Source organism: Streptomyces iconiensis (assembly GCF_028657195.3).
GTDB lineage: Bacteria > Actinomycetota > Actinomycetes > Streptomycetales > Streptomycetaceae > Streptomyces > Streptomyces iconiensis.
Window position 1 is genome coordinate 14,494 of sequence record NZ_JANCPR020000063.1, and the last position, 20,336, is coordinate 34,829.

Below are 20,336 nucleotides of genomic sequence, written 5' to 3' on the forward strand. Positions count from 1 at the left end.
CTGCGCGGACCCCCGTCCGCCCAGTGGAACTCCCTGGCGGCCCGCGTACGCCGCGTGCTGGGATACCGCCATGAACGATCTCCGGATACGTCCCGCGCGCGAGGACGACATCGACGCGGTGCTGGCCTTCTGGGCGGAGGCGGCCGAGGGCACCAGCGTCAGCGACGACAGGACGGGCGTGGCGAACCTGATCGCACGGGACCCCGAAGCGCTGCTGCTCGCGGAGTCGCAGGCGGACGGCGCGCTGGTCGGGACCGTTGTCGCCGGCCTGGGGGCACCTCCCGGGCGGAGCCTGGGGGAGGCTGGAGGTGTTCGCTCTACCGCCTGGCCGTCCTTCCCTCGCACCGCCGAAGGGGTGTGTCCCGCGCGCTGCTGGCCGCGGCCGAGGACCGGTTCGCCGCGCTCGGAGGGCGGCGGGGCGATGCGATGGTGCTGGACGACAACGAGCGGGCACAGCGCGCCTGGAAGGCCGCCGGTTACGCTCCGCAGCCGCAATGGCGTCGCTGGGTGAAAACGCTGGCGGGCTGACGTACCGGAGCACCGCATACCCGTCCCGTCGGGAACACGGACAGGTCACTCCCCGTTTACGATGAACAGCCCCCGCCGGACCTGCCAGAGCAGGCCCGGCGCCTTCATCGGATCTGAAAGGTGTGAGCGTCCGCCCATGGGCGACCCTCCTAGTAGTAGCCACAGACACCGCGCGTGCACGCGCTCCCTGCCCGACCATGGGAGGGAGGTGAAGGACCGATGACGGAAGTGCTCCTGCTGCTGGTGGCCCTGCTTCTGGCGCTCGCCTGTGGCGCTTTCGTCGCGGCGGAGTTCTCGCTGACGACGGTCGAACGCAGTGAACTGGAGCGGGCCGAGCAGCGTGGGGAGCGGGGCGCGAAGAGCGCCCTTGAGGCCGTCAAGTCGCTCACCTTCCAGCTCTCCGGCGCCCAGCTGGGCATCACCGTCACCAACCTGGTGGTCGGCATGCTCTCCGAGCCGTCCATCGCACGACTGATCGCGGGCCCGCTGCGCGCCATGGGCGTGCCCGCCTCCGCCTCCTCGTCCATCGCACTGGTGCTGGGCACCGCCGTGTCCACCATGGTGCTGATGGTGATCGGTGAGCTGGTGCCCAAGAACTGGGCGATCTCCAAGCCGCTGCCGGTCGCCAAGAAGGTCGCGACGCCGCAGCGGATCTTCTCCGCGGCCTTCCGTCCGCTCATCCGGCACCTGAACAACACCGCCAACCGCATCCTGCTGCGGATGGGCCTTGAGCCCACCGAGGAACTGGCCTCGGCCCGTTCACCGAGGGAACTGGTGGCGCTGGCGCGGCACTCCGCCAAGGAGGGCGCGCTGGAGGAGGACACGGCCGACCTGTTCGTACGGACCCTGCATCTGGCCGAGCTGACGGCGGAGAACGTGATGACCCCCCGTGTGCAGGTCACCTCTCTGGAGGTGCAGGCAACGGCGGAGGACGTCGCGAACGCCACCCGCGCCACGGGCCTGTCCCGCTTCCCCGTCTACCGGGGCAATCTGGACACGGTCGTCGGCGTCGTACGGATCAAGGACGTACTGGCCGTGCCCGCCGAAGAGCGGCACCGCTGCCCGGTGACCGAGCTGATGCGCGAGGCGCTGCTCGTACCCGAGTCGCTGACCGTGGACCGGCTGCTTGACCAGCTCTCGGGCGGGGACCGCAGCATCGCGCTCGTCATCGACGAGTACGGCGGCACCGCCGGCGTCGTCACGCTGGAGGACATCATCGAGGAGGTCGTGGGCGAGGTCCGCGACGAGCACGACCCGCTGGAGACCCCCGATCTGGCGCCGGCCGGCGAGGACGCCGAGGGCCGCAAGGTCTATGACGCCGACGGCGCGGCACGCACCGACCAGCTGGAGACGATCGGACTGCGGGCGCCCGAGGGTCCCTACGAGACGCTCGCGGGCCTCGTCGCCACCGAGCTGGGCCGGATTCCGACCCCCGGCGACAGGGTGACCGTCGCCGGCTGGCGTCTGGAGGTGGCGGACGCGAGCGGGCGGCGTGCGGCACGGGTCAGGCTCCACGGGCCCTCGCCCGCGGAGCAGCACACCGAGCACGCCGAGCACGCCAGAAGCAGGGGGGCGCGACGATGATCGCGGTACAGCTGTTCATCGGTCTGCTGACCCTGGTGGTCAACGCCTTCTTCGTCGGAGCCGAGTTCGCGCTGATCTCGGTACGGCGGGCCCAGATCGAGCCACTGGCCGAGGAGGGCGACAAGCGCGCACGCAAGGTGCTGTGGGGCCTGGAGCACGTCTCGCAGCTGCTCGCGGCGGCCCAGCTCGGCATCACGCTGTGCACCCTGGTGCTCGGTGTGGTCGCCGAACCGGCCATCGCGCACCTGCTGGAGCCGGTCTTCCACGCCGTCGGCATGCCCACGGGCGTGATCCACCCGATCTCGTTCGTGATCGCGCTGGCGCTGGCGACGTATCTGCACATGCTGCTGGGCGAGATGGTGCCCAAGAACATCGCGCTGGCCGGGCCCACCCGGGCGGCGCTGGCGCTCGGTCCCTCGCTGGTGGCCCTGGCACGCGGGCTGCGGCCGGTGATCTTCACGGTCAACGCGTTCGCGAACACGCTGCTGAAGCTGCTGCGGGTGGAGCCGAAGAACGAGGTCGAGTCGGCGTTCTCGGACGACGACCTGGCCCAGATGGTCGCCGACTCCAGCGAGGCGGGGCTCCTGGACGACCGTTCGACGGAGCGGCTGCGGGACGCGCTGGAGCTGGGCAGCCGCCCGGTCGGTGACGTGGCCCAGCCGCTCGACCGGCTGGTCACGGCCAGCTGGGGCGTCACCCCGGAGAGCCTGGAGCGGCTGTCGGCCAGCTCCGGTTTCTCCCGCTTCCCCGTGGTCGACGACGACGGGCGCGTGCTGGGCTACCTCCACGTCAAGGACGCGCTGGACGCCTCGCCCCGCGAGGAGCCGTTCCCGGTCACGGCCATGCGGCCGATCGCCCGGGTGCGCGGCTCACTGCCGCTGGACGACGTGCTCGGCGCGATGCGCTCCAGCGGCACGCACCTGGCGGCCGTCACCGGCACCGACGGGCGCGCGACGGGCATCGTGACGATGGAGGACCTGCTGCGGGAACTGGTGGGTCAGGCGTAACGCCCGCGAGGGTGGGCCGCCATGGTCCGTCGGGCCGCCGTGGCCCGCCCTCGCGGGCCGGCGCCGGGGCGGGAGAGGACTGGTTGCCCGGGGCATCGAGCTACGATGGGCGATCGTGACCAGCACAGTGCCCACCTCTCCCGTCCCGCCCGCGCAGCGCACGGCGATCGGCTCCTTCGTCGCCCTCGGTGACTCGTTCACCGAGGGCATGTCGGACGCCCTGCCCGACGGCTCCTACCGTGGCTGGGCCGATCTCCTCGCTGCCCGGCTCGCCGCCCGCCAGGAGGGCTTCCGCTACGCGAACCTCGCGGTGCGCGGCAAGCTGATCGGCCAGATCACCTCCGACCAGATCGCGCCGGCCGCGGCGATGGGCGCCGATCTGGTGACGCTCGTCGGAGGGCTCAACGACGTACTGCGGCCGAACTGCGACACCGAGCGGGTGTGCGCGCTGCTGGAGGAGGCAGCCGCCACCCTCGCACCGACCTGCGGCACGCTCGTCCTCATGCGCAGCCCGGGGCGCAACGGCCCGGTGCTGGAGCGGTACCGGCCGCGCATGGAGCAGCTGTTCGACTTCATCGACGGGCTGGCGGAGCGGCACGGCGCGCTGGTGGTGGACCTGTACGGGTCCGAGGCGCTGGCCGACCAGCGGATGTGGGCCGACGACCGGCTGCATCTGACGGCTGAGGGGCACCGCAGGGTCGCCGAGGCCGTGTGGCAGCGGCTCGGGCTGCCCGCCGAATCGGACTGGAACGCTCCGCTGCCGCCTTCGCCCCCGCCCTCCTGGTACGCGCGCAGGACCGCCGACCTGCGCTTCACCCGCACCCATCTGCTGCCGTGGATAGGGCGTCGGCTGACCGGCCGTTCCACGGGCGACGGACGGGTTCCCAAGCGGCCCGAGCTGACGGCACTGGCCTGCGACGACACCCCGTAGGCCGGGCCCGTAGACTTCGGTGACGTGACTGACAAGCCGCGTATCCCGAACGTCCTGGCGTCCCGTTACGCCTCCCCCGAGCTGGTCCGTATCTGGTCCCCCGAGTCGAAGATCGTGCTGGAGCGGCGGCTGTGGCTCGCCGTGCTGAAGGCGCAGCGGGACCTGGGCATCGCGGTGCCCGAGGAGGCCGTCGCCGACTACGAGCGGGTCGTGGAGGACGTGGACCTCGCCTCGATCGCGGAGCGCGAGAAGGTCACCCGGCACGATGTGAAGGCCCGCATCGAGGAGTTCAACGCGCTGGCCGGGCACGAGCAGATCCACAAGGGCATGACCTCGCGGGATCTGACAGAGAACGTCGAGCAGCTCCAGATCAGGCTCTCCCTGGAGCTGGCACGCGACCGCACGGTCGCGCTGCTGACGCGGCTGGGCGGGCTGGCGGGCCAGCACGCGGCCCTGGTGATGGCGGGCCGTTCGCACAACGTCGCCGCGCAGGCCACCACGCTGGGCAAGCGCTTCGCGACCGGGGCCGACGAGCTGCTGGCCGCCTTCGCACGGCTGGACGACCTGCTCAAGCGCTATCCCCTGCGCGGTATCAAGGGGCCCATGGGCACGGCGCAGGACATGCTGGACCTGCTGGGCGGCGATGAGGAGATGCTCGCCGACCTGGAGCGGCGCATCGCCGAACACCTCGGTTTCGGGCAGGTGTTCACCTCGGTCGGCCAGGTCTATCCGCGCTCGCTGGACTACGACGTGGTCAGCGCGCTGGTGCAGCTGGGCGGCGCGCCCTCGTCGCTGGCGAAGACCATCCGGCTGATGGCGGGCCAGGAACTGGTGACGGAGGGCTTCAAGGAGGGCCAGGTCGGCTCCTCCGCGATGCCGCACAAGATGAACACCCGCTCCTGCGAGCGCGTCAACGGGCTGATGGTGATCCTGCGCGGCTACGCCTCGATGGCGGGCGAGCTGGCGGGCGACCAGTGGAACGAGGGCGATGTCTCCTGCTCCGTGGTGCGCCGCGTGGCGCTGCCGGACGCGTTCTTCGCGTTCGACGGGATGCTGGAGACGTTCTTGACGGTGCTGGACGAGTTCGGCGTCTTCCCCGCCGTGGTCGCGCGGGAGCTGGACCGGTACCTGCCGTTCCTGGCCACCACGAAGGTGCTCATGGCCGCCGTGCGCGCCGGTGTCGGGCGCGAGGAGGCGCACGAGGCGATCAAGGAGCACGCGGTGGCCTCGGCCCTGTCGTTGCGCGCGGGCGCCGAGCGCAACGAACTGCTGGACCGGCTCGCGGCCGACCCGCGCATCCCGCTCGACAAGGACGGGCTCGCCGAACTGATGGCCGACCAGCTCTCCTTCACCGGAGCGGCGGGCGCGCAGACAACCGAGGTGGTCGCGCGGGTCGGTGAGGTCGCCAAGCTGTACCCCGAGGCCGCCGCCTACACCCCCGGGGCGATCCTCTGAGCCCCCGCTTCACCCAGGAGGAACTGGAGGCAGCGCGCGGCCGTCTCGTCCCCGACGTGGCGGCCGAGGACCTCCGGGTCCTGTTCTGCGGCATCAACCCCGGCCTGATGTCGGCCGCTTCGGGCCACCACTTCGCCCGGCCGGGCAACCGCTTCTGGCCGGTGCTGCACGCGTCGGGCTTCACTCCGCGCCTGCTGCGCCCCGAAGAGGAGCGCGAGCTGCTCACGTACGGGCTCGGCATCACCAACGTCGTCACGCGGGCCACGGCGCGCGCCGACGAGCTGAGCCCCGAGGAGTTCACCGAGGGCGGGCGGCTGCTGGAGGAGAAGGTGGCACGGCTGCGGCCCGCCTGGCTGGCGGTCGTCGGCATCACGGCCTACCGCTCGGCGTTCGGCGACCGTACGGCCCAGGTGGGCCCGCAGGACCGCACGATCGGGGCCACCCGCGTCTGGGCGCTCCCCAACCCGAGCGGTCTCAACGCGCACTGGTCACCGTCCGCGATGGCAGCGGAGTTCGCGCGGCTGCGCGAGGCCGCCTCGGAAGGCGACTGACCCGGACCGCCCGGACCGCCCGGCCCGGGGCCCGGACGGCGACCGGCCCGCCCGGGGCCCCGGCCGAGATCCAGGCCGGGGTCCCGGCACCGGCTCAGCCGGGGTCCGCGGGGCGCCCTCTGCCCTCTTCGCCTATGGCGGCGAGCAGTTGCAGCGGGCCCGCCTCGCCCCAGCGGGCCACGCCGACGCCCAGCCATCTGTTCTCCACGGTCCATACGCGCAGTTCGGTGACCAGGCCGCACAGCGTGCGCTCGGGTTCGGGCAGTTCGGCGCCCCCGGCGAGCCGTACGAGGTGCCCGGTGAGATCCAGCGTCGCCGGCTCGCCCCACCGCTGGGAGAGAAGAAAGCACAGCGCCTCGCAGTCGGTGTCGAACTCCCGCTCGGCCTCCAGCAGATCCGCCGCGTCCTCGTCCGCTCCCACCTCACCCGTGCGTAACTCCGCGACGCGCGCGGCGGGCTGGGAGCGCAGGCTGTCGATGGCGGCGAGATGCGGTGCGACGAACATGGGGACAGTCAACCTCGCACCACTGACAGTCCGTTGGCCGCAGGCGATCACCGCCCGGCGCGACGCCCCCGGCCGCGCTTGACCAACCAGCCACCGGCCAGGAGCAGAAGCACCGCTGCTGACAGGGCGGGTGTGCCGATCCCGCCGGCGCCCGGCCCGTCCCGCTCGCCGCCGTCCTGGGAGGGGTGCGGCCCCGGCACCGGCAGCGACCGCCCCGGGCCGCCCGCGGCCTCACGGTCCGCGCTCACACCGCCGCCTGTCCCCGCCGTGACCGCCGAGGGTGTCGGCACGGGCCCTGGGACGGATACGGCGGTCGCCGCCGTCGCGGGTACAAAGGCCGCCCACAGCCCGACCGCCGTACTCGCGACGGCCGCCCTCACCGGAACTCGCATGTCGCTTCCCCTCGCTCGCCTCTCGCCTCGCTCGTCCGCCACCCCCCGTGCACCCGCCGCGTGCACCACGACGGCCGCCCCCACCCGCGCCCGATCCAACCGCCGCTTTGCCTTAGATATGCGGATTGGGCCGAACCGGGGCGTGTGGGGGCGGTGTGGAGGGGGCCTTCCCGCTGGTCGTGTGCGGTGCAGAACACTCGCCGTGACCGCCGTGACCGGCTACGATCCGCCCCACGGACTGGCGAGGAGGGCGACGTTGAGCAGGCTCACGGGGAGGGATCCGTCCTTGTTGCGGCGGATCAATTCCACGGTCGTACTGCGGGCGTTGCGCGGGTCCGACACCTCAGCCGCACACGCGCTCACCCTCACCGAGCTGGTGCGCGCGACGGAACTCTCCCGTCCGACGGTCGAGGGCGTGGTCGAGGGGCTGATCGAGACGGGGCTGGTGGCCGAGGCGCCCGACGACCCGGACGAAGCGCCCGTCCCCTCGCGGCGCGGGCGGCCGGCGCGGCGCTTCCGCTTCCGCGCGGAGGCCGGGCACCTGCTGGGTGTCGAGATCGGGCCGCACCGGGTCGCCGCCGTGCTCTCGGACCTGACGGGCCGCATCGCGGGAACGGTGGCCCGCGAGGTCGCCGAGACGGCCACGGCCGACGTACGCCTGGAACGCGCACGCGGCACGGTGGCCGAGCTGCTGCGCAGGACCGATGTCGCGCGGGACACGCTGCGTGCCGTGGGCGTGGGCTCCCCGGGCATCGTGGAGGCCGACGGAACGGTACGCCTGGGCACGGCGCTGCCCGGCTGGACGGGGCTGCCGCTGGGAGAGCGGCTGCGGCGCTCGTTCCGGTGCCCCGTACTGGTGGAGAACGACGCGAACGCGGGTGTGCTGGCCGAGCACTGGAAGGGCGCCGCGCGCGGTGTGGACGATGTGGTGATGGTCCTCGCGGGGCTGAGCCCCGGCGCCGGTTCGCTGATCGGCGGGCGGCTGCACCGGGGATTCGGGGGCGCGGCCGGCGAGATCGGGGCGCTGCACCTGCTGGGCAGGGAGGCGACGCCGGAGCGGCTGCTGTCGACGACGGACGAGCCGCTGCATCCGCTGGACGAGGCAGCCGTCGCGCGGGTGTTCGCGCAGGCGCGGGGCGGTGACGAGCGCGCGGGACGCGCGATGGACCGTTTCCTGGCCCGCCTCGTGCACGACGTGGCGGCGCTGGTACTGGCCCTCGATCCCGAGCTGCTGATAGTCGGCGGCTGGGCCTCGGGCCTCGACGGCGTGCTGGACCCGCTCAGAGCCGAACTGGAGCGCTACTGCCTGCGCCCGCCGCGTGTGGCGCTCTCACTGCGCGGCGAGACGGCGGTGGCGACGGGCGCACTACGGCTCGCGCTCGACCATGTCGAGCGCGAGCTGTTCGCCGTCGAGGGCGCCGAGGCGGGCTGAGCCCGGAACGGGCGCCCGCGCGGCCCGCGTTCAGCCGCGGCGGGACGCAGTGCGCCGGGCCGAAGCCGGGGGCGTGCGGTTCAGCCGGCGAGGAGTGGGACGCCCTCGCCGTCGCTGAAGGAGAGGCGGCAGGTGTCGGCGCGGAACGTGGAGACGGCGAGGGCCGCGGTGTGCCCGTCCGCGACGTACCGCGTCGTGACGACGAGGACGGGGGCTCCGGGCAGCCGGTCGAGCCTGCGTGCGTCGTCGGCGCGGATCGAACCCAGCTCCACCGTACGGTCCTGGCCGTCGAGTTCACGGCGGTGCAGCTCGCGCAGTACCGCGCGGGCGCGTGCCGCTCCGCCCGTCCCCGGGACGGCCTCGACGGGCTCGGCCGGAAGTCCCGGCACGGTGGCCGCGGGGACGTAGAGGATCTCGGTCGCCACCGGCTGGCCGTTGGTCGTGCGGCTGCGGCGCACCGCGTGCACGGGCTCGCCTTCGGTGCCGAGCAGGCTCGCGACCATGGCGGGCGGAACGGTCTCCTCGTGGTCCTCGGTGTACCAGGCGTCCCCTGCCGCTCCCGGCCATACGTTCGGGCCGCCCTGGCCGGGGCCGACGTCGACGCCCACGCGGGGCGGCGCGACGGTGGTGCCGACACCGCGGCGGCGCTGGAGTCTGCCTTCCAGCTCCAGCTGTTCGAGCGCCTGCCGGAGCGTGGCGCGCGCGACGCCGAAGCGGGCCGCCAGCTCACGCTCGTTCGGCAGGATCTCCCCGACCGCGAACTCCGAGTCGAGCGCGTCGGAGAGCACGGTCTTGAGGTGCCAGTACTTCGGCTCCGGCACCGTCTCCAGCTGCGTGGTCCCCACCCTTGCCTCCGCAATCCCCGTACGCCCAGAGGCGTTTATGTGTGCTTGTTTTTTAAAGGTCCTTGCGTATGCCCGACGATAGGGCGACCCCCACCCTTGGTCAAGACCAATCAGTCGGGCTTGACCTCTTGCTGACCCATAACGGCACTGTAATGATCGATCATCGATCACCTTGGAGGGTCTCATGCCCCGTCCCGTCACGCCCGCCTCCCGGCAGCCCGTCACCGTCGTGACGGGCGGCAGCCGCGGTATCGGCGCCGCCACCGCGCTGCGCCTCGCCCGCGCCGGGCACCACATCGGCATCGGCTACGCGCGCGACGGGGAGGCCGCGGCGCGTACGGCGGCTGCCGTACGCGAGGCGGGCGGCGAGGCCGTGACCGTCCAGGGCGACATCAGCGACGAGGCCGACGTCGACCGGCTCTTCACCACCGTCAGGGACCGGCTCGGGCCGATCACGGGCGCGGTCGGCAACGCCGGGGTGACAGGGCCCCTCGGCCGCTTCACCGAGACGCCGCCCGAGGTGATGCGCCGCGTCGTGGACGTCAATGTGACGGGCGCTCTGCTGTGTGCGCGGCGCGCGCTGCTGGAGATGTCCACGGAGCACGGCGGCCAGGGCGGGGCCCTGGTGAACGTCTCCTCCTCGGCGGCCACGCTCGGCTCCCCCGGCGAGTACGTGCACTACGCCGCGTCCAAGGCGGCCGTCGACGCGATGACGGTCGGCCTGGCCAAGGAGTTCGGCCCCCAGGGTGTACGGGTCAACTGTGTGCAGCCCGGCTCGGTGCTGACGGAGATGCACGCGGCGATGGGCGACCCCGACAGGGCGTGGAAGAAGGCCGCGATCACGCCGGCCGGGCGCCCCGGCGAGCCGGAGGAGATCGCCGACGCGGTCGCGTGGCTGCTCTCGGACGAGGCGTCCTACACCTCGGGCGCCGTTCTGCGCGTCGCCGGGGGCCTGTGAAACCCACCGCCCGGGGGCACTGCGGCTCGCTCAGGGATGCTCACCGCCCGCCTCGGGGACGTGCACCCCGAGGTGGGCGACCTTGTCCGGGTTCCTGATGAGGTAGACGGACTGGATGAGGCCGTCGGCGACATCGGCGAGGAACACCGCGTCGGGGCGGCCCTCGACGGTGGCCAGCAGCGCCTGGCCGCCGTTGATCTCCAGGAAGCTGAACCCGTAGGCCCCGTCTGCGCCCTCCGGGCCGACAGCGGCCAGGAACCTGCCCACCTTGTCGGCGCCCGCGATGACCTGCCGGGGCGCCTTGGCCTTGCCCGCGCTGTCGGAGACCAGCCGCACCTCGGGCGCCAGCACCGCCATCAGCCCCTCCAGGTCACCCTCGACCGACGCCTTCAAGAAGCGCTCCGTCAGCGACCGCTGCAGCTGCGGGTCCACCTCGAAGCGCGGCTTGCGCTCGTCCACGTGCCGCCTGGCGCGTGCGCCGAGCTGCCGCACGGCGGGCTCGCCGCGCTCCAGCGCCTCCGCGATCTCCGCGTAGGGGAAGCCGAACGCCTCGCGCAGCACGAAGACGGCACGCTCCAGCGGGGAGAGCGACTCCAGCACGACGAGAACGGCCAGCGAGACCGACTCGGCGAGCACGGCGCGCTCCTCCCCGCCCTCCTCCTCCCGGGGCCCGCCCGGGCGCAGGTCCGTGACCAGGGGCTCGGGCAGCCAGGGGCCCACGTACGCCTCGTTCCTGGAACGGAGTTGGCGCAGCTTGTCGATGGCGAGCCGGGTGGTGATCCGTACGAGATAGGCGCGGGGCTCGCGCACCGCCTCGCGGTCGGCGGCCGACCAGCGCAGCCATGCCTCCTGCACGACGTCCTCGGCATCGTGCACACGCCCGAGCATGCGGTAGGCCACACCTTCGAGGACGGTCCTGTGCTCTTCGAAGACCTCGGTCACGTCTGCGCTCACGCGGCCATGATGCCACCGCGAACAGCCGTTCCCCGTACGGCCTTCCGTGCACGGGCCGCCGCTGCCATCGTGTCAGCGGAAGAACAGCGCCAGCACCCGTACAGGACCCGTAGGAGGGGCCATGGCCGCCGTGTTCACCCCGCAGACCCCCGCCCGCTTCTCCGGCTCGGCCGTGCGGGTCTCCCCTCCCGGTGGTCCCGCGCTCGACATCGCCTACGAGCGGCGCGGCAGCGGTGAGCCCGTGCTGCTGCTGCACGGCGTCGGACACCACTGGCAGGCGTGGGAGCCGGTGCTGACCGTACTGGCTTCGCGGTACGACGTGATCGCGCCCGACCTTCCGGGGTTCGGCGCCTCCCCTGGTCTGCCGGACGGGATCTCGTACGGGACGCGGAGCGTCGTGCCGCTGCTGGCCGCGACCTGCGCCGAACTGGGCGTGGAACGGCCGCACGTGGTGGGCAACTCACTGGGCGGGCTGCTGGCGCTGGAGATGGGACTGCTGGGCCACGCCCGTTCGGTCACCGCGCTCTCCCCCGCCGGGTTCTGGACCGAGGCCGAGCGCAGGTACGCGTTCGGTGTGCTGCTCGGGATGCGGGCCGGCGCGCGGCTGCTGCCCGACCCCGTGGTCCGCCTGCTGGCGCGCGGCGCCGCCGGACGTGCCGCGCTGACCAGCTCCATATACGCGCGCCCCGGGCGGCGTTCGCCCGAAGCCGTGGTCGCGGAGACACGGGCGCTGCGCCAGGCCGTCGGGTTCTCGGAGGCGCTGGCCGAGGGGCGGCGCCGGACGTCGCTGTTCCAGGAGGACATCAGGGACGTTCCGGTGACGATCGCGTGGGGCGACAGGGACCGGGTGCTGTTGCGCCGTCAGGGCATACGCGCGAAGCGGCTGATTCCGGGTGCGCGTCTGGTGCGGCTGCGCGGATGCGGGCACGTACCGATGAACGACGACCCCGCCACGGTCGCGCGGGTCGTGCTGGACACCCTGCGCGGCGCGCTGCCCCCGAAGACCGAAGGAGCCGGCGAGGACGCCGCTGTCCCCGCACCGTGAGGAGCCCGGCGCCGAGCACGATGCCGCAGGCGACCAGGAGGCTCCCGCCCGCCTGCGCGGTGCCGTAGCCTCCCGTGCCGACGAGGGGCGCGGTGAGCGCTGCCGATACGGGGATGAGGCCCGAGAAGAGCGTGGCGCGTTCGGCGCCGATCCGCTGGATGCCCGCGTACCAGCACACGAAGCCCAGCACGGTGACGACGACCGCCTGCCACAGCAGCGCGACCGCCTCGCCCGGGTGCGGGAGCCGCAGCCAGTCCCTGCCGTCCACCAGCAGCGCGAGCAGCGCGGATTCGACGGCGCACAGGGCGCAGGCCGCTGCGGAGAGCAGCTTGGGGCCGAGGGGCCGCAGCACGGGTACGGCGATGACGGCGAAGCCGACCTCCCCCGCCAGCGCGGCCAGGGACCAGGCGACGCCGGCGCCGTCGGTACGGCCCCAGCCCTGCACCGTGAAGGCGCCGGCGGCGACGAGCACGGCTCCCGCCGTGACGGCGCGCGCGGGCCTGCGGCCGTTCAGCAGCGGGACGAGTACGGAGACGACGACGGGCGCACAGCCGACGAACACCCCTGGCACGGCGGGCTCGGCCGTACGTTCGGCGGCGAGGATCGCCAGGTTGAAACCGGCCATGCCGACGGCGGCGAGCGCGGCGAGACGTATCCACTGGCGCCGGGTGAGCGCGCGCAGCGGCGCCGTGCCGCCCCTGCCGAGGAGCGGGAGCAGCAGCAGCGCGGCCAGGGCGTAGCGGACGGCCTGGCCGCCCGCGTGCGGGTAGCCGACGAGGACGCTGTTGGCGGTGAAGGAGCCGCCGACGAGCACACAGGCGAACGCGGCGAGCGCAGGGCCTCTCAGCTGCTCGTACCGTGCCGGCTGGGCGGGCTGAGCTGGGGAAACGGTGGTCATGCGGCGACGTTAGGCGGGCGGTGCCCGCCCGTTGGTGACCACTTTCGCGCGGCTCGGGCGGACCACTTCGGGCGCCTGCCGCGTACCACTTCCCTGCGCCTGCCGCGGTCAGCTCCGGGGCAGCGTCGCGCGGTTCTCCACGCGTTCGGCCTCCTTGAGGCGTTCGGCCACGGTGCCGTCCGGGTCGGGGGTGCCGAACGGATAGAGCGCCCTGACCCTGGCCGTCCTGGCGAGCGCGGCGACATGGCGGTCGAGGCCCGTCTCCAGGGCCGCGGCGAACAGCTCGGTCCCCGTCGCCTCGTGCAGACCGTCCTCTCCGCAGGCGCGGAACGCCTCGACGGCCCTGTCCGCGTAGCCGAGGGCACGCGTGTGCGCCGCGGTGTCCGTACGGTCGGCCCGCTCAGCGAGGATCTCGGCCGTCTGCCGGTGGGTGTGCCCCGTCTGGAGCCGCAGCAAAAGGTCTTCCCGCTCGCCAAGCCGCTCGTCGGGACGCTCGTCAAGCCCTTCGTCAAGCCCTTCGTCGAGCCGTTCGTCAGGACGCTCGTCAGGACGGCCGTCCCCGTTCTCGCGCAGAGGGCTCTCGCGTGCGGCCTCGATCTCGCGGTGGGCCGCTGCCATGAACGCGAGGGTGTCGTCCACGGGTCGCTGTGCCTCGGCCGCGAGCCAGGCACGGGCGTGCAGCGTGCGCAGGACGGCGTGGATGTCCCCGAGGCCGCGCCAGACCTGTTCCGCGCGTGCGTACGCCTCCTCCGCGCGTGCGTACTGGCCCGATCCGCGCAGCGCGTCGGCCGCGAGGTGGGCGACGGCGGCGTGACCGTGCCGGTCCTCCCACTCGTGCGCCGAGCCGGCGGCCAGCAGGAGCCATTCGGCCGCCTCGGTCAGCCGTCCCGCGCGGTCGCACGCCTGGGCCAGCCAGTCGCACGCCTGGAGGGCCGCCGACTCCTCGCGGGCGCCGAGGAGTTCGGGCAGCAGCGAGGCGAGCACGGCCTCGCACTCATCGAGGATTTCGAGGCCCAGAAGGCAGCCGCCCAGCCGCAGCCTGGCGTGAACTCCCGCTCCGCTCCCGCCGCCACGCGCCGCCCAGTGCGCTGCGTGGCGGAGCGCGGCAGCCTCTTCCTGGGCCTGCCCTTCGGCCGCGTACGCGTCGGCGAGCGCGAGGTGCAGCCGGGTGAGGTCACCCGGCGTGTGGGCCCCGGCACGGTCACCGTCCCCCAGCGTGCTCCGCAACAGGGCGGCGGCGCCCGCGGGTTCGCCGGTCTCCGTCAGCAGCCGGGCGAGGGCGAGTTCGGCGCCGGTGGCGGCCCACGGCCTGCCCGCGGCGCGGCTCAGCGTGGCGGCCTCGGTGAGCAGTTCCCCGGCACGCGCGCTCTCGCCGCACTGTGCCGCCAGCCGGCCTCGGCTCTCCGTCGCCTCGGCGATACGGGCGAGCACGGCGGGTTCGGCCCTGTCGGGCTCGGCGAACGCGATGAGGTCGGCCAGTTCGGCGTCGAGCGCGGTGCCGATCCGTGCCGCCTCCTCACCGGCCGCCCCGCCCACGCGCAGGGCGCCGATGCGGGCGCGGGTGAGCAGGACGGCCGTGGCGTGCCGCGTGCCGATGCGGCCTTCAGCGTGCAGCCGCCGTGCCTCCTCGCACAGCGGCCCGATGTCCGCCTGCGCCTGCGCCTCCTGCCCGGCGAAGGCACCGGCGAGCACGGCGCGCGCCCGGCAGGCGAGGGCCTCGCCGCGCATCCCTGCCGTCGCGTGGAGCTGGGCCGCCTCGGTGAAGCGCGCGGCGCCACCCGCCGGATCGGTGCGCACCAGCTCCATGGCCCGGTGGTCGAGGAGTTCGGCCCGTTCGCCGTCGGTGAGCCGGGTGCCGGTGCGCTCCACCGCGTCCTCCACGCGGGCCCAGACCGCCAGCGCCGTCGGGTGACCGACGGCGCTGAGACCACGGGCCTCGTCCAGCAGCGCGTACGGGTCAGCGAACTCCCGTTCCCGGTTCGGGGTTTCTACGGCCGGGGTTTCCGCGGACGGGGTTTCCGCGGATGCGGCTTGCGTGGACGCGGCTTCCGTGGACGCCGCCACGGTGAACGGCGCCTCCGTGAGCGCCGCCCCCGTGAGCGCCGCCCCCGTGGACGCGGGCCGCCCGTGAGTGTGCAGTTCGGGGCCGCCCAGGCCGAGCGGCAGGGGTACCGGCAGGGGTTCGGCCGCGAGGAGGGAGCGGCACGTGTCGCGTGCCTCCGTGCTCTCCGGCCCACGCCGGCGCCGGTCGAAGCGTGCGGCGACGGCAAGTGCCTCGGAACGCGCGTGGTCCAGCAGGGTCGTGGCCGTCCAGTGCCGGCCCGGCGGCCCGGGAACGGGGGTGTCGCCGTGGCCGAGCACCGTGAGGCGGCGCGTGAGCAGCGCGACGGCGGCCGTCCAGGCGCCGTACCCGCCGGGGTCCTCGCCCTCCAGCCAGCGGTGCGGGGCTCGTACGTTCTGCTCGCCGAGGATCTCCAGCGCCCGGGGCTCGTTGCCGGTGAGGGCGCAGAAGACGAGATGGTCGGCGAGAGCGCGCCTGGCTCCCTCCTCGTCGCGCGCGAGGAGGTAGCCCCTGATGTGGAGCTGCCGCGCCTCATCGGTGCGGCCCAGACGCATCAGCGGGAGCAGCGAACGCGCGTGCACGCCGTACGCCCGTGCCGGACAGGTGAGTTCGCCGCGCAGCACAGGGCGCCACTCGCGCAGTGCTCCCTCCTCGTCGCCCTCCGCGAGCCGTGCGCCGCCCCACGCCGCCCGTTCGCAGGCGTCGCAGTCGGCGGGTGCGTCGCGTCCCGCGCCGAGCCAGGCGGTACGCGCAGAGGCGGCGCGCGTCCTGTCCCCGGCTTCCGTGGCGACCAGGAACTCCAGCCGGTGCGCCGCGAGCGGGGAGTGGCCCGCTTCGGTGTGGCGCCGCCGCGTCTCGGCCAGCCACTCCTCGACCTGCGCGAGCGGCGTCCCCGGGTCGTCGAGGAGCCCTTCGACCAGCCATCCGAGTACCCGGTGGAGCCGGAGCGCCTCGTCCTCGCCGAAGTCGTCCCTGTTCAGGTCCCACATGCCGAGCAGCGCGACCACGGGCTCCAGGGCCGCGCGGGCGCGGGCGGCGAGCGCGCAGCTCACGGCCAGATGGTTGAGCGCGGCGACCAGGGTGGCCCTGTCGCCCGACGCGCGTGCCTCCGCGACCAGTTCCCCGGCCGCCGCCACCCGGGCCTGTCCGTACGGTTCGCTCTCCCGCACCCGTATCTCCTCGCGGATGCGGCCGGACGTGCGAGGGCTGGTCATCGGCTCTCCTCTGCCCGCCGTCGCGGGACTGTCGGATCGGTGCGGGGCACGGCCATCGCGGCATCCTAGGCGGCGGGTGGCGGGCGGGCACAGCACGCGGGGACGCGGGAACCCTTCTGTCCGGTGTCGCGTCGGTGTTCACTGTGGGTTCGTGTGTACGGCACACGGGCGGGATACAGCTGACAGATCACTTTCGTGACGCTCCTAGGAGGCCCGTTCATGGCACAAGGCGATCCGACGACCGGCGGTCCCGCCAGAACTCCCGCACGGCGCGCGGTGCTGCGGGGCTCGCTCGGCGCGAGCGCAGCGCTGTCCCTGCCGCTGCTGACCTCGGCCGCTCCGGCGCAGGCGCTGCGCGGGCGGCCCGCGGCGAACTGGGGCGTGCAGGCCGGGGACGTGACCACCTCGTCCGGGCTGGTGTGGGCGCGCGCCGACCGCAGGGCCCGGATGGTGGTGGAGACCGCGGCGACCGAGTCGTTCCGCCGCCCCACGCGCTGGCACGGTCCCGTCGTCGGCCCTGACACGGACTTCACGGGGCGTACGCAACTGCGGGGGCTGCCGCCGGGCGAGCAGATCCACTACCGCGTGACGCTGGCCGACCCCGACGACCCCAGGCGTACCGGCGAGCCGGTGTACGGCACGTTCCGTACGGCGCCCGAACGGCGGCGCGGGGTGCGGTTCCTGTGGTCGGGCGATCTGGCGGGCCAAGGCTGGGGCATCAACCCCGACCGCGGCGGCTACCCGATCTTCGAGGAGATGCGGCGCCTGGACCCGGACTTCTTCCTCAACAGCGGGGACACCATCTACGCCGACTCGCCGATCGTGGAGAAGGTCGAGCTGCCGAACGGCGAGACCTGGCGGAACGTCACCACGGAGGAGAAGTCGAAGGTCGCCGAGACCCTCGGGGAGTTCCGGGGCAACTTCCGCTACAACCTGCTGGACGAGAAGCTGCGTACGTTTAACGCACAGGTGCCGTGGATCGTGCAGTGGGACGACCACGAGGTGCTCAACAACTGGTACCCGGGCGAGATCCTGGACGACGCCAGATACACCGTGAAGGACGTGGACACGCTCGCGGCCCGTTCCCTGCGTGCCTTCAGCGAGTACTTCCCCATCAGCACCCTGCCGCCCAAGGACGAGGACGGACGCGTCTACCGCGTGGTGCGCCACGGGCCGCTGCTGGACGTGTTCGTGCTGGACATGCGCTCCTACAGGAACGCCAACTCGCCCGGCCGCCAGGCGGACGACGAGCAGGGCATCCTGGGCGAGCGGCAGCTGACGTGGCTGAAGCGCGAGTTGTCGCGCTCGCGTGCCGTATGGAAGGTGATCGCCTCCGACATGCCGCTGGGCCTGGTCGTGCCCGACGGCAAGACGGACTTCGAGGCGGTGGCGCAGGGCGACCCGGGGGCGCCGCTGGGCCGCGAGCTGCAGATCGCCGAGCTGCTGCGGCACATCAAGCGGCGGAAGATCACCGGCACCGTGTGGTTCACCACGGACGTGCACCACACCTGCGCGCAGCGCTACGACCCGGACAGGGCGGGCTTCAAGGACTTCGCGCCGTTCTGGGAGTTCGTCTCGGGGCCGATGAACGCGGGCGGGTTCGGCGCGCTGAAGCTGGACGGCACCTTCGGGCCGGACCAGCGCTTCCTGAAGGCCCCGACGCGCGCGAACACACCGCCGTCGGAGGGCGGACAGTACTTCGGCCAGGTCGACATCGACGGCGGGACAGGAGAGCTGACGGTGAGGCTGCGTGAGGAGGGCGGGGCCGTCCTGTTCACACAGACGCTGCAGCCCGGCCGCGTGGGGCAGTGATCCGGCGCGGTGACCTTCTGCGGGATACTCGGCGACCGTGACGCCCCCACCCTCGCGCGAAACCGCCCTCACCTACACGCCCGTCGGGGCCACGGCGGGCGGTGTCACACCGCCCGGCTTCGGCGGGCTGTGCGCCCGTACCCGTCTCGGCACGGGCGACGCGGTCTTCCGTGCGGCCTCGGAAGCGCTGATGACCTGGCGCATGCACCGCCGCATGGGCGTACGCGTCACCACAGGTGCGCCGCGCGCCGCACCGGGTGCGGAGGTCACGGTGGGGCTCGGCGTGGGTCCTTTCCGGATGAAGGGGCCCTGCCGGGTGGTGTGGACGGTCGAGGAGGAACGCGAGACGGGCTGGGCCTACGGCACGCTCCCCGGGCATCCGGCCGTCGGTGAGGAAGCGTTCCTGGTACGGGCGGAGGACGACGGCTCCGTATGGCTGACGGTGACGGCGTACAGCAGACCGGGCACCTGGTTCCTGCGCGCCGCGGGACCGCTGATGCGCCTCTTCCAGCGGGCCTACGCGCGGCGCTGCGGGCAGGTGCTGCGCCGGATGGTGGCGGGCGCGGGTACGTCGGCCGGGAGGTGAGGCGCAGCGGCGTCACCAACCGGGAGGCGCGGGTGTCACCAAGCGAGGCACGCTGAGCGTCTTGAAGCGACGGGCGCAGAACATGACGAGGCGAGGGGCGTAAAGGTGGGAATCGGGCGTTGGGCGCCAGATCCACTCTTAACTCACCGGTCACACCTCGTTCGTGATCGCGCAACGCCTGTCCTGGAGGGTGGTCGCATGGCTGACAACTCCCCGCACGGGAAGCACCACCACTGGCGTCGCGACCTGGTCGAACTGGCCGCGCTGTTCACCGCGGTCACGGTCGCCGACACCGTCGCCAAGACGGTGGTGAACGCGCCCGACGGCCCCGTCACGCTGGTGCTGTGCGCCGCGGCGCTCGCGGGTACGGCCGGCTGGCACACCTGGTGGGCACGGCGGCACACGCACGCCCCTCCCCCGGCGCCCGAGCGCGTCCCGCCAGGGCCCGACGGCGGCGGCGACGCCGACGCGCGAGCGGGAGCCGGGGCAGGGGCAGGGGCGGAGGCGGAGGAGCCGCACGGCGGGACGGCGCTGTGGCGGATGCGCGCGACCGTACGGGAGCAGCCCGGCTCTCTCGCGCGGCTGTGCACCGCACTGGCCGGCGGCCGGGTGGACATCCTGGCCCTGCAGACCCACCCGCTCGGCGAGGCGACCGTGGACGAGTTCCTGCTGCGTGCTCCCGCTTCGCTGGACCCGCGCTCCCTGGCGCTGCTGGTGACCGGGGCTGGCGGCTACGACACCTGGACGGAGCGTGCCGACGCGCACGACCTGGTGGACACCCCGACCCGGGTGCTGGGCCTGGCCACCCGTACGGCACTGGACACGGCGGAACTGCCGCTCGCGCTGCGGCGGTTGCTCGGCCGCTGCGCCATCCGTTCCGTACCGGGCACGGCCCCGGCCGAGGGCACACTGGAGGGGACCGTACTGCGGCTGCCTGACCCCGCCGGAGGTGAGATCGTGGTGGAGCGGCCCCAACTGGCCTTCACACCGACCGAGTTCGCACGTGCCCGCGCCCTGGTCGAACTGGACACGCGGCTCGGGCAGCGGACGCCGCGCGGCAAGGACGCGCTGACCCTGCCCGAAGGGCCCTCGCTGACCCTCAGGCGGGCCGGTGTCGAAGACCTGGACGCGGCCCTCGCCATGCACGCACGCTGCTCCAAGGAGAGCCTCGCGCTGCGTTACCACGGGCCCGTGGGGGACGCGGACCGCTATCTGCGGCACCTGCTCTCGCCCCGGTTCGGGCGCACCCTCGCCGTGGAGACGGCCTCGGGCAAGCTGGTCGCGCTCGGCCATCTGCTGTGGGACGGCGAGGAGACGGAGGCGGCGCTGCTGGTGGAGGACGCGTGGCAGCAGCGCGGTCTCGGCGGCGAGCTGCTGCGGAGGCTGACGGCGCTGGCCCGCGAGGCGCGCTGCGAGAGCGTCTACGCGGTCACGCAGGCGTCCAACACCGGCATGGTCGCGGCGATGCGCGGCCTGGGCCTCCCGCTGGACTACCAGGTGGAAGAGGGCACGCTCGTCGTCACGGCCTCGCTGGCCCCCGTCGAGGTCACCTCACCCTGACCCCTGCCGGGGTGCCC

The 20,336-nt window shown here is 73.5% G+C and carries 16 protein-coding genes and 2 pseudogenes; 12 read left to right on the top strand and 6 right to left on the bottom strand.

Going from position 1 to position 20,336, the window contains the following annotated elements; genetic code table 11:
* Positions 1-70: 70 nt before the first annotated feature.
* The 6 genes and pseudogenes from NMN56_RS38175 to mug all read left to right on the top strand — a co-directional run bounded on the left by NMN56_RS38175 (position 71) and on the right by mug (position 6,056).
* Positions 71-528: pseudogene (locus NMN56_RS38175) on the top strand (GNAT family N-acetyltransferase).
* Positions 529-747: 219 nt separating this feature from the next.
* Positions 748-2,112 (top strand): hemolysin family protein, encoded by a 1,365-nt coding sequence (locus NMN56_RS38180; RefSeq protein ID WP_274047414.1) that lies wholly within the window; start codon positions 748-750, stop codon positions 2,110-2,112.
* Complete coding sequence (locus NMN56_RS38185; protein WP_274047415.1) at positions 2,109-3,119, top strand: hemolysin family protein; 1,011 nt, start codon at positions 2,109-2,111, stop codon at positions 3,117-3,119. The genes NMN56_RS38180 and NMN56_RS38185 overlap by 4 nt, the downstream gene beginning before the upstream one ends.
* Before the next feature lie 115 nt (positions 3,120-3,234).
* Positions 3,235-4,050, top strand: coding sequence for an SGNH/GDSL hydrolase family protein (locus NMN56_RS38190; RefSeq protein WP_274047416.1), 816 nt, complete (start codon positions 3,235-3,237; stop codon positions 4,048-4,050).
* Positions 4,051-4,074: 24 nt separating this feature from the next.
* Complete coding sequence (gene purB, locus NMN56_RS38195; RefSeq protein ID WP_274047417.1) at positions 4,075-5,505, top strand: adenylosuccinate lyase; 1,431 nt, start codon at positions 4,075-4,077, stop codon at positions 5,503-5,505.
* Between the two features lie 56 nt (positions 5,506-5,561).
* Positions 5,562-6,056 carry a G/U mismatch-specific DNA glycosylase gene (gene mug / locus NMN56_RS38200; protein ID WP_274047418.1) on the top strand — a complete coding sequence of 165 codons (495 nt, stop codon included), beginning with the start codon at positions 5,562-5,564 and terminating at the stop codon, positions 6,054-6,056.
* Positions 6,057-6,150: 94 nt separating this feature from the next.
* On the opposite strand, the gene NMN56_RS38205 is transcribed toward mug, so the two are convergent.
* Together NMN56_RS38205 and NMN56_RS38210 are read right to left on the bottom strand one after the other, a co-directional pair.
* Positions 6,151-6,561 (bottom strand): hypothetical protein, encoded by a 411-nt coding sequence (locus NMN56_RS38205; RefSeq protein WP_274047420.1) that lies wholly within the window; start codon positions 6,559-6,561, stop codon positions 6,151-6,153.
* A 47-nt stretch (positions 6,562-6,608) separates the two neighbouring features.
* Positions 6,609-6,953 carry a hypothetical protein gene (locus NMN56_RS38210; protein ID WP_274047422.1) on the bottom strand — a complete coding sequence of 115 codons (345 nt, stop codon included), beginning with the start codon at positions 6,951-6,953 and terminating at the stop codon, positions 6,609-6,611.
* A gap of 256 nt (positions 6,954-7,209) precedes the next feature.
* On the opposite strand from NMN56_RS38210, the gene NMN56_RS38215 reads away from it, so the two are divergent.
* A complete protein-coding gene (locus NMN56_RS38215; RefSeq protein ID WP_283742552.1) occupies positions 7,210-8,385 on the top strand; it encodes an ROK family protein in 1,176 nt (391 codons plus the stop codon).
* Positions 8,386-8,465: 80 nt separating this feature from the next.
* Here NMN56_RS38215 and NMN56_RS38220 read toward each other — a convergent pair whose 3' ends face one another.
* Entirely contained in the window at positions 8,466-9,230 is a 765-nt protein-coding gene (locus NMN56_RS38220) for a GntR family transcriptional regulator (protein ID WP_274047424.1), read from the bottom strand.
* 184 nt (positions 9,231-9,414) lie between these two features.
* Here NMN56_RS38220 and NMN56_RS38225 point away from each other — a divergent pair, with 184 nt between their 5' ends.
* Positions 9,415-10,188: an SDR family oxidoreductase gene (locus NMN56_RS38225; RefSeq protein ID WP_274047425.1), complete on the top strand. Its 774-nt coding sequence runs from the start codon at positions 9,415-9,417 to the stop codon at positions 10,186-10,188.
* Positions 10,189-10,218: 30 nt separating this feature from the next.
* Here NMN56_RS38225 and sigJ read toward each other — a convergent pair whose 3' ends face one another.
* Positions 10,219-11,142 (bottom strand): RNA polymerase sigma factor SigJ, encoded by a 924-nt coding sequence (gene sigJ, locus NMN56_RS38230; RefSeq protein ID WP_274047426.1) that lies wholly within the window; start codon positions 11,140-11,142, stop codon positions 10,219-10,221.
* A gap of 121 nt (positions 11,143-11,263) precedes the next feature.
* Between sigJ and NMN56_RS38235 the strand changes: the two genes are divergently transcribed.
* Positions 11,264-12,187 carry an alpha/beta fold hydrolase gene (locus NMN56_RS38235; RefSeq protein ID WP_274047427.1) on the top strand — a complete coding sequence of 308 codons (924 nt, stop codon included), beginning with the start codon at positions 11,264-11,266 and terminating at the stop codon, positions 12,185-12,187.
* A gap of 73 nt (positions 12,188-12,260) precedes the next feature.
* On the opposite strand, the pseudogene NMN56_RS38240 reads toward NMN56_RS38235, so the two are convergent.
* A pseudogene (locus NMN56_RS38240) lies at positions 12,261-13,085 on the bottom strand (EamA family transporter); the annotation flags it as partial.
* 108 nt (positions 13,086-13,193) lie between these two features.
* A complete protein-coding gene (locus NMN56_RS38245) occupies positions 13,194-16,361 on the bottom strand; it encodes a hypothetical protein (RefSeq protein WP_274047428.1) in 3,168 nt (1,055 codons plus the stop codon).
* A gap of 219 nt (positions 16,362-16,580) precedes the next feature.
* On the opposite strand from NMN56_RS38245, the gene NMN56_RS38250 reads away from it, so the two are divergent.
* The 3 genes from NMN56_RS38250 to NMN56_RS38260 all read left to right on the top strand — a co-directional run bounded on the left by NMN56_RS38250 (position 16,581) and on the right by NMN56_RS38260 (position 20,319).
* Positions 16,581-18,173, top strand: a complete 1,593-nt coding sequence (locus tag NMN56_RS38250) for an alkaline phosphatase D family protein (RefSeq protein ID WP_274047429.1) — start codon at positions 16,581-16,583, stop codon at positions 18,171-18,173.
* 37 nt (positions 18,174-18,210) lie between these two features.
* A complete protein-coding gene (locus tag NMN56_RS38255) occupies positions 18,211-18,759 on the top strand; it encodes a DUF1990 domain-containing protein (RefSeq protein ID WP_274047430.1) in 549 nt (182 codons plus the stop codon).
* A gap of 198 nt (positions 18,760-18,957) precedes the next feature.
* The gene (locus NMN56_RS38260; RefSeq protein WP_274047431.1) at positions 18,958-20,319 is read left to right on the top strand and encodes a GNAT family N-acetyltransferase; all 1,362 of its coding nucleotides are present in this window, start codon (positions 18,958-18,960) and stop codon (positions 20,317-20,319) included.
* The last annotated feature ends 17 nt before the right edge of the window (positions 20,320-20,336 follow it).